The sequence below is a fragment of the Streptomyces sp. P9-2B-2 genome, from assembly GCF_030406865.1.
Taxonomy (GTDB): domain Bacteria; phylum Actinomycetota; class Actinomycetes; order Streptomycetales; family Streptomycetaceae; genus Streptomyces; species Streptomyces platensis.
Map to the genome: position 1 here is coordinate 6,849,425 of NZ_CP129126.1, position 14,384 is coordinate 6,863,808.

The following is a 14,384-nucleotide window of genomic DNA, read 5'->3' on the forward strand; positions in this document are numbered from 1 at the left end:
GAACCGCCGTCCCCTCCACGCTAAGCGCCGCTCCGGAATGCCGCCAACGCGACGGCTCGGGCCGGTCGGTGGCGGCGTCCGGCCCAGGTCGGCGCCGTGCCGGACGGGGGAGTGGTGCGACTGTCCCCGCCTATCCCAGACGGTCGGCCCAGTCCGCCGGGACGCGGCCGGCGGGGCCGGGGGTGGGCTGGTCGGCCGGGTGGCTCTCCGGGGGTGCCAGGGGCGGGCCCGAGGCGTACACGTCAGAGGTGTCGTAGTCGTAGAACCACGTCTCGCCCGGTTCGAAGCTGCGGATCACCGGGTGCCCGGTGTCCCGGGCGTGGGCCGTCGCGTGCTTGGCTGGGGAGTCGTCGCAACAGCCGACGTGGCCGCACTGTGCGCAGCGCCGCAGATGGAACCACCAGCCGCCACCGGCCTCGCACTCCGCGCAGCCGGTTCCGCTGGGAGCGGCCGAGGGGTCGATTCCGTGCGGGGAAGTCATGACGCCTCCTGGGGGGAACGGGGGTCGGTGGGGGCCAGCGGAAGGCGTACCTGGAAGCGGGTGTCGCCGGGGACGGAATCGAACCGCAGGTCCCCCTGGTGTTTGTTGACGATGATGCGCCACGAGATGTCCAGGCCGAGGCCCGTGCCCTCACCCACCGGCTTGGTGGTGAAGAAGGGGTCGAAGACGCGGTCGCGGATCTCGGTGGGGACTCCGGGGCCGGTGTCGCGGATCTCGACGAGCAAATGGTCGCCCTCGCGCGCGGTGCGCACGGTCAGCGTGCCGTCGGTGTCCGTACCGCTCATCGCCGAGACGGCGTTGTCGATCAGGTTCGTCCACACCTGGTTGAGGTCGCTGGGGTAGGCCGGGATCTTCGGCAGGCCGCGGTCGTAGTCCTTGACGACGGTGATGTGCGGGCCGATTTTCGCGGAAACCATCAGCAGCGTGCTGTCCAGCAGTTCATGGACGTCGGTGACCTGGTGGGGCGCCCGGTCGAGTTGTGAGTACTGCTTGGCGGCCGTGACCAGAACCGAGACGCGCGTCGTCGACTCCTCGATCTCGTTCATCAACAGCTCGGTTTCCACGGTGTAGTTGAGCCACCGCACGGCGCCTTCGAGGGTGTCGCTGTCCACGGCCGCGGCGATCTGGTCCAGCCAGTCGGTGTCCAGACCGGCCTGGACGAAGGTCGGCGCGAGCTGCCAGCCGTCCCCGATGCCGTGGTCGTCCAGCCAGTCGGAGAGCGCGTCCTCCCGGTCCGCGGTTTCCAGCGGGCTCAGGGCGGTGGCCTTGGCCACGCGCTCGGCCGTGCGTTCCTGGATGTTGACGAGCGTCTCCAGGGTGTCGCGCCGGTACGGGTGTGCCGCGATGATGCCGAGCTTGTGGCGCATCCCGGCGACCCGCTCGCGGAGCGCGGAGGTGGCTCGCACGGCCGCCGCGGCCGGGTTGTTCAGCTCATGGGTCAGCCCCGCGGACAGCGATCCGAGAGCCAGGAGCTGTTCCCGCCGGCCGACGGCCTCCTGGACGCTCTTGGTGCCGAAGAAGAGGCCCTCCAGCAGGTGTACGGCCATGGGAAACCACTCACGCATGATCGTGGCGAAGGTCTCCGCGGGCAGTACGAAGAAGCGGGTCGGCTCGATGACGCGCAGGGAGCTGTTGTACACCTGCCGCAGGCGGTCGCCCAGATAGGCCTGGAAGGCGCCCGCGTAGACCCCGCGGCTGGAACTCCGGTTGATCTCCACGTCGTAGTCCCCGATCCGGCGCGAGAGCACGAGGGTCCCTTCGAGCAGCACATAGAAGCAGGTGGCCGCGTCGCCCTCCCCGTACACGGGCCCGGGTGCGAACTCCTCCACCCGGCCTTCGCGGCAGAGCAGGGCGAGCTGGTCGGGAGCCAGCTCCTCGAACAGGAACAGTGAGCCGAGCTCCTGCTGACTGCACGGCATCGGCCGGCTGTTCATGACTGCTCCAGATAACGGTGGACGAGCATGACCGCCATGGCGCCCTCGCCCACCGCGGAAGCGACACGCTTGGCGGATTCGGCGCGGGCGTCTCCGGCCACGAACACGCCCGGGACGTTGGTCTCCAGGTGGTAGGGCGGCCGGTCCAGCTCCCAGCCGGCCGGCGGGCGCCCGTCCGCGGTCAGATCGGGGCCGGTCAGCAGGAAACCGCGGGAGTCCCGGAGCACCGTGCCCTCCAGCCAGTCGGTCAGCGGGGCCGCACCGATGAAGACGAACATCCAATGGGCGTCGACGCGTTCGGTCCGGCCGGTCGCTGTCTCACGGACGGTGATCTGCTCCAGATGGCCCGAGCCGTGGGCGGCGTCGACGACCGTGTTGGTGCGCACGGAGATCGCGGGCGTCTCGTCGACCTGCTGGACCAGGTAGTGCGACATCGCAGCGGACAAGGACGGGCCACGCACCAATACAGTGACCGACTTGGCGCTCCGGGCGAGGTATACCGCGGCCTGGCCTGCGGAGTTGGCGCCGCCGACGATGTACACATCCTGGTCCTGGCAGGCGGCCGCCTCGGTCAGCGCCGACCCGTAGAACACTCCGCAGCCGGTCAACTCGGACGCGTGGGCGGCGTCCAGCTGCCGGTACGACACGCCGGTCGCGAGAATCACGGAGTGTGCGGCGACGGCGGAGCCGTCCGAGAACCGGACGACCCGCGACGCGCCGTTGACTTCGAGCCCGGTGACCTCGCGCGCGGTCAGCAGCTCGGCACCGAACTTCAACGCCTGACGCCGGGCCCGGTCGGTGAGCTGCGCCCCGGACACGCCATCCGGAAAGCCGAGATAGTTCTCGATGCGCGAGCTCTGACCCGCCTGGCCCCCGGTCGCGGAGCGTTCCACGAGGACGGTCCGCAGCCCCTCGGAGGCCCCGTATACCGCCGCCCCCAGACCGGCCGGCCCGCCGCCGATGACGACCAGGTCGTAGAAGTCCGTTGCCGGCGTGGTCGCGAGGCCGACACGCGCGGCGAGCTCCTGGTCCCCGGGCTCGACGAGGGCGGTGCCGTCCGGGGCGATCACCAGCGGGAGCCGCAGGCCCTCCTGGCCCGCGGCGGACAGCAGCCGTCGGCCTTCCGGATCCTCGGACGAGTACCAGCGGTAGGGCACCTGGTTGCGCGCCAGGAACTCCCGTACCGCCGACGAACGCGCCGACCAGCGGTGTCCGACGACCTTGGTGACGGTCACCGGCCGGTGATCGCTGGCCCGCCAGGCCAGCAGGAGATCGTCGAGGACGGGGTAGAGCTTCTCCTCCGGTGGCTCCCAGGGCTTGAGGAGGTAGTGGTCGAGGTCGACGACATTGATCGCGTCGATGGCCGCGTCGGTGTCGGCGTACGCGGTCAGCAGCACCCGCCGGGCGCCGGGATGGATGTCGAGGGCCTGCTCAAGGAACTGGATGCCGTCCATCTCCGGCATCCGGTAGTCGGCCACGATCACCGCGACGGGGGCGCCGCGCAGCTTCAGCTCACGCAGCGCGGCAAGGGCCGACTCGCCGGACTCCGCACGGACGATGCGGTACAACTCGCCGTAGCGACGCCGCAGATCGCGGGCGACAGCACGTGACACGCCCGGGTCGTCGTCCACGGTCAGGATGACGGTCCGCGCCGCACTGGCGCCCTGCTCCATAGGCATCCCGTCCCCGGTAGGCATCCCGTTCCCGGTCGATCGCCCTTCCGCGCCGGTGTGCCCTGCCTGTCCGTCCGGCACACCGGCGCGCGTCAGTGGTACCCATCTTATGGGCGATTGTCATGTTTTGCTCTGCCGCAAGATCAGGAGTCCGGCTCCCCGCTGGCCGGCTTCACGGTCCGTGAACAGAGATCCGCGCAGGGCTAGGTGGCCCGTCGGCGAGGAGCTGGCAGTGCAGTCGGGAGCTGTCAGTGGGGCAGGAGCTGCTGCCCGCCGTCCACGTCGTATGTGCCGCCGGTGAGGGCGTCGTTGCACATGAGATGGACGGCCAGCGCGGCGACGTCCGCCGGTCCGACCACCCGTCGGATGGGAAGCGTGTCGCGCAGCTCCTGACGCCGGGCCTCCAGCCGGTCGCCCAGCAGTGAGGCGGACAGGGGCGTGTCGACGAACCCGGCCGCGATGACGTTCACACGGATCGGTGCCATTTCGAGCGCCAGATTGGCGGTGAGGGCGGACAGCGCCGCCGTGAGGGCGGACACGATGGTCATGCCGACACCGGGACGCCGGCCGCCGGTGCCGCTCATGAACAGCAGCGTGCCTCCCGGGCGGATCTTTGCACGGCTGTGGAGGGCGACGCCGAGGGTCAGGGTGAGCCGCTGTGCGAACTCCGCACGCGCGGCGTCGAGATCCATATCGGACAAGGGCCGGTAGGAGGGGCTGCCGGCCGTCACCATCACATGGTCGACGGGTGCGGCCAGATCCTGGAAGAACTGCTGGAGGCGGTCGCTGTCGTTCGCATCGAACGCCGCCGTACCGAGCGGATGCAGTTCGTCGGCAGCGCGTTGCAGCCGTTCAGGGTTACGGCCGACCAGAATCAGCCCGCCGCCACCTGCCCGTACCTGGCGGGCGGTTTCGAGGCCGATACCCGCGCTGGCGCCGATCACCACGACGGTCTGGCCGGCGAGATCGGACCGAGGCGGGGGACCGGGATCGCCGGGCGCCGCCGTCATGACGCCACACCGCAGGTCGACACCACACCGCAGGTCAGGGCCATGCCGAGAGCAGGGGCCGGTGCTCTGTCCGTCATCGGGTACCTCCGGACATCGGTCTCCGCCCCATCGTCGCGCTTCGGGCCACTGATCACCTCTCGGCCGCTTTGACGGTGGTGGCCGGGGTCCGCCGCGCTGACGCAGGGGGTGCGGTCAGCCCGCGCTCGTCCGCTGGAAGGTCCGCCGGTACGCGGAGGGTGTGGTGCCCAGCGCATTGCGGAAACGGGCGCGGAGGTTGGTGCCGGTGCCGAGGCCGCATCGGTCGGCGATCTGCTCGATGCCGAGGCCGGTGACTTCCAGGAGTTCACGGGCGTGCTGGACGCGGGCGCTCAGCAGCCACTGGTGGGGCGTGCTGCCGGTCTCCTGGCGCCACATGCGCACCAGCGTGCGGGTGGAGACGCGTGCGTGCCGGGCGAGAACGTCGAGCGTGAGGGCTTCGTCGAGGTGCCGCACGGCCCACTCGCGGGTGTCGGCGAGGGTGTGCGCGGTGGGCTCCGGCAGGGACCGGGCGATGTACTGGGCCTGGCCGCCGTCGCGGTGCGGTGCGGCGACCAGTTCGCGGGCGATGTCGTTGGCGACGGCGGCACCGAGGTCCTTACGGACGAGGTGGAGGCACAGGTCGATGCCGGCGGTCACGCCCGCGGAGGTCAGCAGGGGATCGTCGTCGATGTAGAGGACGCTGCGGTCGACCCGGACCTGGGGATAGCTCTCTTCGAGCTCGTCGGCGCTGGCCCAATGCGTGGTGACCGTACGGCCGTTGAGCAGCCCAGCAGCGGCGAGTGCGAAGGCGCCGGTGCAGATGGAGACGATGCGGGCGCCTCGGCGGAAGGCGCGTTGCAGGGCCGCCGTGACCTCGGGCGCCGGTGGCCGCTGATAGTCCCAGTAGCCGGGCACGATGATCGTGTCCGCCCGGGCCAGGGCCGGCAGCCCGGCTCTGACGCCGACCGTGAACCCGGTGCTGGTGGTGACGCTGCCACGGGCCGCGCCGCACACCGTGAGTTCGTACGGGGTGTGGGGCCGCGGGTTGAAGATCTGCGTCGGGATGCCCAGGTCGACGGGGAGCACCCGGGGCAGCACCAGGACCGCGACGCGATGAGGAGCCATGGCCGCAATGTTATGGCCGTAACTTTCGCGCCAGCTGGATCCGGGCAGGGGGCGCGGTTGCTGCCCCCGTAGCCGGTCGGGCGCCAAGTGGGCTCAGCCGACGGGGCGTTGGGGCGCTCGACGCAGGCTGCGCCGATGCGCAAGCGACGACCAACCGTCCGCGCGGACGTGTCCCGAAAGTTGCGCATGCTGGCATTCGAGCCCGTGGTTGATCAAAAGCAGCCGGACGACGATCGAGTCATGAGCAGCGCGGCCCCACCGCCGGGGCTCACACCGGCAGCGCCCGCGACAGAGCGGCTCCGCGCCGGTCCAGGCAAGGACATCTGACCTTCGTGACCACCCACACCCCGACCGGCCGCTACTTCCCCGTGAACGGCGGGCGGGTCTACGGCCATGTCCGCGAGGGCGACGGCCCGGCCCTGGTCTTCCTCCACTACTGGGGAGGTTCCCACCGCACCTGGCGGCCGGTCATCGAGCGCCTCGGCCCGGCGCAGACGTTCGTCTCGTACGACCACCGCGGGTGGGGCGAGTCGACCGAGACCCCCGGCCCTTACGGCATGGAGCAACTCGCCGACGACACCCAGCGGGTCATCGACCAGCTCGGCTATGACGACTACGTCGTGGTGGGCCACTCGATGGGCGGCAAGGCGGCCCAGATATTCGCCTCCCGCCGCCCGGCCGGACTGAAGGGCGTGGTGCTCGTCGCACCCGCCCCACCGGCTCCGGTCGGTGTGACGCACGAGTTCCAGGAGGCGTTGGCGCACGCCTACGACAACGACGACGCCATCGCCCGAAGCATCGATCTGGTGCTGACCAACGGCGAGCTGTCCGTTGAGGCCCGCCGACAGGTCCACGAGGACAGTGCCCGGGCGGGCGAGGCGGCCCGTATGGCGTGGCCGCGGCAGGCCCTGGTCGAGGACTTCGCGGACCGGGTCGGCGCGATCAACGTGCCCGTGCTGGTACTGGCCGGGAGCGACGACAAGGTTGATCCGCCCCAGATCCTGCGCGCACACCTGCTTCCCCTGATCCCCACCGCCACCCTCACCGAGCTCAGCGGCACCGGCCATCTGTCACCCCTGGAGGTGCCCGACCAGATCGCGTCCCACATCGGCGCATTCATCGCCCGCTTGTAGGCGATCACCTGCGGCGATAACCCAGCGGGTGCGTCCCCTCGCTGATCGTGTTCAGGTGGCCGCTCGCCCTGAGGTGCCCCGCTCCTGCGCCACTGCTGGACAGCGGCCCCACCGGTCCGTGCCCGCGCGGTCAACGGCAACGCAGCCTCCCCGCCATCTGCGACGCCGCCATCCGCGACCTCGCCATCCGTCACTTCGCCATCCGTGACGTCGCCCCACCTGAGGGTGAAATGCAACCGTCCACCGACAATGCGTAATTTCGCCCCAACTGTGACGGGCCCTACAGCGGCCCGGCGGTGCCTGTGCGCATCCTGTGCGGGCGACGAGCGAGAGAGCGAGAGCGCCGATGTCCATCCCCCGCCCATCCGTGGCCTTGTCTGCCGGTTTGCTGGCCGTCACCACGACGGTGGTGACGGTCTGCGGTGCCGGTGGCGCCGCGGCATCCCGGCCCGACGACGCCAAGGGCAGGGACACGACCGTCCAGGCGCTGCCCGCGCGCTTCACGCAGCAGAAGGTCCAGTGGACGGCCTGTGGCGCGGATGTCACCCCCAAGGCCGTGCCCGGCGCGCAGTGCGGCTGGGTGAAGGTGCCGGTCGACTACGCCGCCCCGGACGGGAAGACCGTCACACTGCGGGTCTCGCGGGTGCAGGCCAAGGATCACAGCCGTCGGCTGGGCTCGCTGCTCTTCAACCCCGGCGGGCCCGGAGCCGGCGGTGCGGCCGACGTGGCCAACGGAAACTGGCAGGCCGGGGCACAGGCCCGGGCCCGCTACGACCTGGTCGGCTTCGACCCGCGAGGCATAGCCGGGTCCGGGCAGATCAAGTGCCCCGACGGCGTGGCGGAGGAACCCGAGAACCCGCCGCGTACCGCATCGCAGGCCGAGAAGGCATTCGCCGACGCGACCCGGCGTGCCCGCGCCTGCCAAAAGGCGAGCGGTTCCGTTCTCGCGCACATGGACAGCGTGAGTGTCGCGCGCGACCTGGATGTGCTGCGTACGGTCCTGGGCGACGCCAAGCTGAATTACACGGGTGTCTCCTACGGCACCTTCATAGGCCAGCAGTACATGAAGCTGTTCCCCGGCAAGGTGGGCCGGATGGTGCTCGACGGTGTCGTCAATCCCGCCGCCGACCTCCGGCAGGTCGCCCGGCTCGACCTCAAGACCTCCGATGACGCGGTGCGCCGGTACGCCCACGACCTCGTTGCGCGCGGGGATGACCGGCTGGGAGCCACCACCGAGGAGATTCTGCGGCGGCTCACCAGGTTCGCCGAGGAGCTGGACCGGAAGCCGCTGCACGGGGCGGGCGGCGAGGAATTCACCGGCGCCGACTTGTCCATGTACCTGGGAATGGCCGTGTCAGGCGACGTGAGCCGGCAGCGACTGACCACGGCGCTGGTGGCCGCCCTGCACGGCGAGGTGACCGCGTTCGACGGTCTGGACGCCGAGGCGGCCGGCGCGAGCGGTGACCAGGAGCCGACGCCGCAGGAGGAGCGCACCGAGGAGAACGAGTCGATGAGCATGTCGGCGGTGCTGTGCCTGGACTCCCCGTCCGCGCCGAAGACCCCAAAGCAGATGCTCGCCACCGCCGACGCGTTCGCCCGGCAGTCGCCGCTCTTCGGCCGTTCCTACGCCTGGCAGATGATCGACTGCGCGGCCTGGCCGATCGCCCCCACCGGTGCGGCCGAGCCGGTCAAGGCGGCGGGCGCGGCACCGGTGCTGTTGGTGTCGTACACCGACGATCAGCTCACTCCACTGGCGAACGCCCGGGCGGTGCACCGGCAGTTGGACCACAGCTCGCTCCTCGTACGCAAGGGCCAGGGGCATGCGGCGTACGCCTCGGAGCCCCCCTCCACCTGCACCGACCGTGCCGTCGACAGATATCTGGTCGGGGGAACACTGCCGGACCAGGTCGCCAACTGCTCAGGCTGAGACGGCAACTGGTCACCCACGGTGGTGGCGTACGAGGAAGACGTCCCGCCCGAGAACCGAACCGTCCTCCGAAGGGCCGCCCCGCTTCCGTTACTCAGCAATACGCGGGACAGCGGCCAGCAGCCGCTCGGAATACTGCTCGATGATGCGCTCCACCGCGAACGTCGGCCGGCCGGACCGCGCTTGGTCGAGCGTGAGCCAGACGGGCGCCTCACCCTCCTCATTCACGGTCACCTCCCCCTGGACTCCGGATTCCCGGTGCTCATCGATCTCCAGCAGAAAGGCATGCCAACGATGCGCGTCGGAACCCCTTCGGCACACATCTCCCCGCAAATACTCATCCGCGACGAGCCGGAGATCCCCCTCCGCACCCCGCATTCCCACTTCCTCCCATAGCTCCCGCGCGGCCGCACACCGGGGTTCCTCCCCGCTCTCGACGTGCCCCGCAGGCACGGTCAACCGGTAAGGAAAAGCGGTTCGCTGAAAGAACAGAAACCGCCCACCCCGGTCGCGTACGAACACCCCGGCACTCTCGTGCCAGTACTCACCGTCCGCATCGGTCCACCAGGAGATACGCGGATCGATGACAACGGCTCGCTCCGCCTCGCGGCCACACGAAGCGCAGGTGCAGCATTTCTTCCCCTCCACGACGATCCAAGTGATCGCCTCGGCACGGCAATGCAGGCAGTACTCGCGAAAGGTGTGGTCCCGCACCAGCGGGAAGTCGATTTCCACCCTGCGCCCCTTCCTGGGCGAAGAACTGCCATCAGCTGGTAAGGCAGTCAGGCATGCCACATATCCGTGGCTCGTTCAGGGACGCGTGCGCTGGCGCTTGCCGGCATCCGCCGCCTTCGCCAAGGATTCCGCCCCGTTCCGCCGCTCCCTGCCACCCGGCGCGTCGAGCGCCCGGGACGGATCGGCTGCCGAACCGGTCACGGACGGGCGCCCGGACGCCAGCAGCAGGACCGCCCCCAATCCACCGAAGACCAGGACCAGGGCAGCGACGACGCCCCACCCCACGGCAGCGATGACCACCCCGAACACCGGTGGTCCCAGCAGAATCCCCACACTGCCGAGCTGGTTGAGGATGCCATTGGCGACATCGACATCCGCAGCACGGCTCACCGAGGCGGGAACGGCGGCGAAGACCGCCGAGATCAGCAGTCCGTCCACGACAAGGACAAGGGTGGCCGCTCCGCCGCTGACCGCGAGCGGAAATTCAGCCGAGAACGCGGGGAGGCAGGCGATCGGCATCAACGCACCCAGCGGGACGAGTGAGGAGAAGGCCGTGCCGCGCCGCAGCAGCCAACTGGCGGCGAGCCCGCCGGCCGCGCTCCCCAGACAGACGACCGCCACCACGGCACCGGTGACCGTCGGCGTAGCGAGCCGCTGCTCAAGAAGAAATGCCGGCAGCACCATCACCACGGCGACGCCGACCAGCGACAGGCTGCCGTACGCCACACCGAGCCGCAACGCCCCGTTCCAGGCGCCGGCTTCGCGGTGAGCGCACGGGGCCGCCGCCCTCGGCAGCCGAGGCAGAACGGCCGTGAGCACTCCGGCCATGATCAGCGGCCCGAGTGCGGTGAGGGCCAGCCATTGGTTCCAGGTCCACACGGATTCCAGGGCGCCGCCCGTGAGCGCGGCGATGGCCAGTCCCGTAGGGACGCAGGTGCCCCACAACGCGAGCGCTGCCGACCGGGTGCCACCCTGCGCGATGCGGGTGAGAACGACCGGACCCGCCACGAACACCAGCAGGTAGCCGACCCCTTCAGCGATTCGTGCCCCCAGCAGCAGCCCCCAGGATCCGGCGGCCGCACTGCCGACAGCGGCCACCGACATGACGAAAAGGCCCCAGGAAAGGGCCCGTTGGGCGCCGAAGCGGCGGACCCACCATCCCGCCGGGATGCCGAGAGCGGCGCTCACCGCCGTGATACTCGAGGTGGCCCACGCGAGCGCACCGTCCGACAGGCCGAGCGACGCACGCAGCGCGGACCCCACCGGCGCGACGGCACCCAGGCCGACTGCCGCCAGCACACCGGCGAACCAGGTCGCCAGCGTGTACGTCCAGAGTGACGCCGAAGCGCGGCGCCGACTGCGTCTCTTCCTGACGCGCACGGATTCTCCTTGTGCCGGCCGGCGCGTGGTCCCGCGCGGTCGGCCGTCGAGGGACGGACTGACCGGGGCCGCGTGGCGGGAGGGTTCAGTGAGCACACCTCCCGCCACGCGAGTCCGCATCAGTCGTCCAGGCCGAACCTGGCCATCAACTCCTGATCGCCTGCCACATAAGAGGTGTCGGTGGTGACGGTCTGGTCGGACGGACCACGACTGCACATGCAGAGGTGGCGACTGCGGGAGGTGACGCGCACGGCTTGTGCGCCGCCGGAGGACATGATCTCTTCAGCGATGTCCTTGACGAGGTACTCCTGAATCTGGAAGCGCCGGCTGAACGCCTGTACCAGACGGGGGAATTTACCGAGTCCGAGGATGCGGTCACCGGGCACGTACGAGATGTTGACCTTCCCGAAAAACGGCAGGAAGTGGTGGGCGCAGATCGAGAAGAAGTTGTTCTCCTGGATACGCACCACGCCGGTGTGCTCGCCGTCCACCAGGCACGTGGTTTTGAGAATCGCCGAGGTGTCGATCTCATAGCCACTCAACAGCTCGCGGTAGGCTCGGACAATCCGGTCCTCGCACTCCGGTCCGCTGTACCACCCGAGCGCCCTCGTGTCGGTGGTGACATTAGTTTTGAGCCATTCCTCTATGGTCATCTGCGACCTCCATTTCCTGCTCACACCCAGGGCTCCGAACCCGGTGGAGGCCTTTCACTATCCACCCATGCATGTTCGTTGAGAACATACCTCCATTGGCCCACACCCGATAAGACCAATATGCTGGTGATGCGCCCATAGTGAAGTATTCAAATCAGCACGCAGCAGTAACGTTTCTTCGAGGCTTGAACCGAGCGGTCGAAGGGAATGCGGCGCCCGAAATGGAAAGGCAAAAATACCTTTCCGAGCGCCGGGGCACACCCGCTCACTTTTCACCTTTCGGGGTGCGGGGATGAATGCGCCCCACCGCCTGATCGAAGAATTCGTAAGAGGGTGGGGCGTGTGGGGCTCGGGTGTAGTTGATGAAGGATCGGCGGGAATCTACGCGCCCGAGAGAGCAGCGCCGCGCTCATCGCCGTGACCGCCGGGCCACGGTGGTGGTTACCACCGACAGCCACCACAGAAGGTGGGGCCAGGAGGTGCCGGGCGGGTGGCGAACCAGGAGGTGGACTCAACTTGGGCCCTGGGCAAGTCGCTTCGCAGCGAAGACGTTCGAACTGATGCCGCCCGGCTCCTCCGGCCGAAGTCTGCCGCGTGGCATCTCCGCATCCGTTCCGCGATCGTATGCGGCATGAACTCCGACGAATCCGAGATGCGTGCCGCGGTCCGCGAGCTGGCCTCGGCATTAGAGATGATGCTCAACCTGGTCAGAGCTGACGCGCTTCCCACCACGCCCGAAGCGCACCGGCTCATGCGGGAGGTGATGGTCTTCCTCGACGCGTCGACCGACCGGATCGCCGACCCTGACAGGCTTGGTGAGATCCTCCCCCTGGCCAGCGCACTCAACAGGCTGGTCATCTCGGCACGGGAGCAGATCCTCGACGACGCCGTCGCCGCGTCGCCCCTGCCCGACCATCCGGAGATGTGAACCCTGCACGCCGAACTCAGGGCGAACGGGGCGAGTTCGGGCCTCTCTTGCAGGACGCGAAGTGCACGGCGGAGCCACTTCATCCAGGGCGGAGGCGTATCCCGCCCGGGGCGACATGCCAGCCGGCCCGGGCCCGCACATCCCGCCCCGAGAGGGGATGGATGCGCGGACCCGGGCCAGAGGAAGCTGCCTCAGTCATCCGGCTCGCGTGAAAACCTGCCGGATGACGGACTCAATTAGCTGGGCGGTACCGGTCCGCAACGCCCGCTCCTCACCGCCACCCCAGCACCCCGGGGCGGCGGCTCGGACAGTTCGGAAGCTCGCCGCGATCAGACCGCCGGCGCCGGGTAGGTCGGGTACTCCACCCCGGAGACGTGCTGGACGACGCGGATGACCTGGCAGGAGTAGCCGAACTCGTTGTCGTACCAGAGGTAGAGGATGGCGTTGTCGCCGTCGACCTTGGTGGGGCCGGCGTCGACGATCGAGGCGTGGCGGGAGCCGATGAAGTCGCTGGAGACCGCGTCGGGGGCCGTGGTGAAGTCGATCTGGCGCTTGAGCGGGGAGGTCAGCGAGACGTCGCGGAGGTAGTCGAGGACCTCCGCGCGGGTGGTCTCGCGACCGAGCTGCAGGCTGAGGATCGCGATCGAGACGTCCGGCACCGGGACGCGGATCGAGCTGCCGGTGATCGTCGCATCGAGGTCGGGCAGCGCCTTGGCGACGGCGGAGGCGGCACCGGTCTCGGTGATCACCATGTTGAGCGGCGCGGAGCGGCCGCGGCGGTCGGAGCTGTGGTAGTTGTCCAGCAGGTTCTGGTCGTTGGTGAACGAGTGGATGGTCTCCACGTGACCGCGCAGGACGCCGTACTCGTCCGCCATCGCCTTCAGCGGCGGGACGATCGCGTTGGTGGTGCAGGACGCACAGGACAGGATCTGCTCGTCCGGCTTGATCATGTCGTGGTTGACGCCGTGGACGACGTTGGGGACGTCGCCCTTGCCCGGGGCGGTCAGGACGACCTTGGCGATGCCGGGGCGCAGGTGCTTCGACAGGCCCTCGCGGTCGCGCCACTTGCCGGTGTTGTCGATCAGGATGGCGTTGTTGATGCCGTACGCCGTGTAGTCCACCGACGTGGGGTCGTTGGAGTAGATCACCTTGATCTCGTTGCCGTTGGCGATGATCTTGCTGTTCGCCTCGTCAACGGTGATCGTGCCCTGGAACTGGCCGTGGATGGAGTCACGGCGCAGCAGCGAGGCGCGCTTGACGATGTCCTGGTCGCCGCCGCCGCGGACGACGATGGCACGCAGCCGCAGGCCGCCGGCCTTCTCGATGAGCAGGCGCGCGACGAGGCGGCCGATACGGCCGAAGCCGTAGAGCACGACATCGCGCGGCTCGCGGCGCTCGATCTTGTTGTCGCCCGTGGCGCCGGCGACGGCCTCGGCGGTGAACTCCTCCACCGACAGACCGCGGTCGTCCTTCTTGTACGTCGCGGCGAGCATGCCGAGATCGATCTGGGAGGGGCCGAGGTCGAGCGTCGTGAGGGCCTGGAGGAAGGGCATCGTCTCGGTGACCGAGAGCTCCGCACCGGCGATCTGCCGGGCGAAGCGGTGGGTCTTGAGGATGCTGACCACCGACTTGTTCACCAGGGAGCGGCTGTGCAGCAGGACCGTGACGTCCTGCTCCCGGTGCAGCTTCCCGATGATCGGGATCATCGACTCCGCGATCTCCTCGCGGTTCTTCCAGTTGGTGAACGAGTCGTCATTGACAGCAGTCACAGGCTTATCTTTCGAGCTAGGCGGTGCTCATATGCTAGCGCCCTCATATTTTGATCGTTCAGACGGTCCTGCTTTGCGGGGGATGCCGCGGTGGGCGC

The 14,384-nt window shown here is 69.2% G+C and carries 12 protein-coding genes; 3 read left to right on the forward strand and 9 right to left on the reverse strand.

Annotation, left to right across the window (positions count from 1 at the left end; genetic code table 11):
* Positions 1–130 precede the first annotated feature (130 nt).
* The 5 genes from QT196_RS30130 to QT196_RS30150 all read right to left on the reverse strand — a co-directional run bounded on the left by QT196_RS30130 (position 131) and on the right by QT196_RS30150 (position 5,761).
* Positions 131–481: a UBP-type zinc finger domain-containing protein gene (locus QT196_RS30130; RefSeq protein WP_168481781.1), complete on the reverse strand. Its 351-nt coding sequence runs from the start codon at positions 479–481 to the stop codon at positions 131–133.
* Entirely contained in the window at positions 478–1,935 is a 1,458-nt protein-coding gene (locus QT196_RS30135; protein ID WP_168481782.1) for an ATP-binding protein, read from the reverse strand. Before QT196_RS30135 ends, QT196_RS30130 begins: the two co-directional genes overlap by 4 nt.
* Positions 1,932–3,608: an FAD-dependent oxidoreductase gene (locus QT196_RS30140; RefSeq protein ID WP_290356744.1), complete on the reverse strand. Its 1,677-nt coding sequence runs from the start codon at positions 3,606–3,608 to the stop codon at positions 1,932–1,934. Before QT196_RS30140 ends, QT196_RS30135 begins: the two co-directional genes overlap by 4 nt.
* A gap of 248 nt (positions 3,609–3,856) precedes the next feature.
* The gene (locus QT196_RS30145) at positions 3,857–4,618 is read right to left on the reverse strand and encodes an SDR family oxidoreductase (RefSeq protein ID WP_290356041.1); all 762 of its coding nucleotides are present in this window, start codon (positions 4,616–4,618) and stop codon (positions 3,857–3,859) included.
* 192 nt (positions 4,619–4,810) lie between these two features.
* Positions 4,811–5,761 carry a helix-turn-helix domain-containing protein gene (locus QT196_RS30150; RefSeq protein WP_266731561.1) on the reverse strand — a complete coding sequence of 317 codons (951 nt, stop codon included), beginning with the start codon at positions 5,759–5,761 and terminating at the stop codon, positions 4,811–4,813.
* Positions 5,762–6,093: 332 nt separating this feature from the next.
* On the opposite strand from QT196_RS30150, the gene QT196_RS30155 reads away from it, so the two are divergent.
* Together QT196_RS30155 and QT196_RS30160 are read left to right on the forward strand one after the other, a co-directional pair.
* Positions 6,094–6,894 (forward strand): alpha/beta hydrolase, encoded by an 801-nt coding sequence (locus tag QT196_RS30155; RefSeq protein ID WP_266731563.1) that lies wholly within the window; start codon positions 6,094–6,096, stop codon positions 6,892–6,894.
* A 373-nt stretch (positions 6,895–7,267) separates the two neighbouring features.
* Positions 7,268–8,821: an alpha/beta hydrolase gene (locus QT196_RS30160; RefSeq protein WP_290356042.1), complete on the forward strand. Its 1,554-nt coding sequence runs from the start codon at positions 7,268–7,270 to the stop codon at positions 8,819–8,821.
* Positions 8,822–8,911: 90 nt separating this feature from the next.
* On the opposite strand, the gene QT196_RS30165 is transcribed toward QT196_RS30160, so the two are convergent.
* From QT196_RS30165 to QT196_RS30175, 3 genes are all read right to left on the reverse strand, one after another.
* Entirely contained in the window at positions 8,912–9,556 is a 645-nt protein-coding gene (locus QT196_RS30165) for an NUDIX hydrolase (RefSeq protein WP_290356043.1), read from the reverse strand.
* Positions 9,557–9,631: 75 nt separating this feature from the next.
* Positions 9,632–10,936 carry an MFS transporter gene (locus QT196_RS30170; RefSeq protein ID WP_266731569.1) on the reverse strand — a complete coding sequence of 435 codons (1,305 nt, stop codon included), beginning with the start codon at positions 10,934–10,936 and terminating at the stop codon, positions 9,632–9,634.
* A gap of 119 nt (positions 10,937–11,055) precedes the next feature.
* Positions 11,056–11,589 (reverse strand): GTP cyclohydrolase I, encoded by a 534-nt coding sequence (locus QT196_RS30175; protein WP_168481789.1) that lies wholly within the window; start codon positions 11,587–11,589, stop codon positions 11,056–11,058.
* A gap of 631 nt (positions 11,590–12,220) precedes the next feature.
* On the opposite strand from QT196_RS30175, the gene QT196_RS30180 reads away from it, so the two are divergent.
* Complete coding sequence (locus QT196_RS30180) at positions 12,221–12,517, forward strand: hypothetical protein (protein WP_290356044.1); 297 nt, start codon at positions 12,221–12,223, stop codon at positions 12,515–12,517.
* A 329-nt stretch (positions 12,518–12,846) separates the two neighbouring features.
* Here QT196_RS30180 and QT196_RS30185 read toward each other — a convergent pair whose 3' ends face one another.
* Positions 12,847–14,286 (reverse strand): glyceraldehyde-3-phosphate dehydrogenase, encoded by a 1,440-nt coding sequence (locus QT196_RS30185; protein WP_168481790.1) that lies wholly within the window; start codon positions 14,284–14,286, stop codon positions 12,847–12,849.
* Positions 14,287–14,384: the final 98 nt, after the last annotated feature.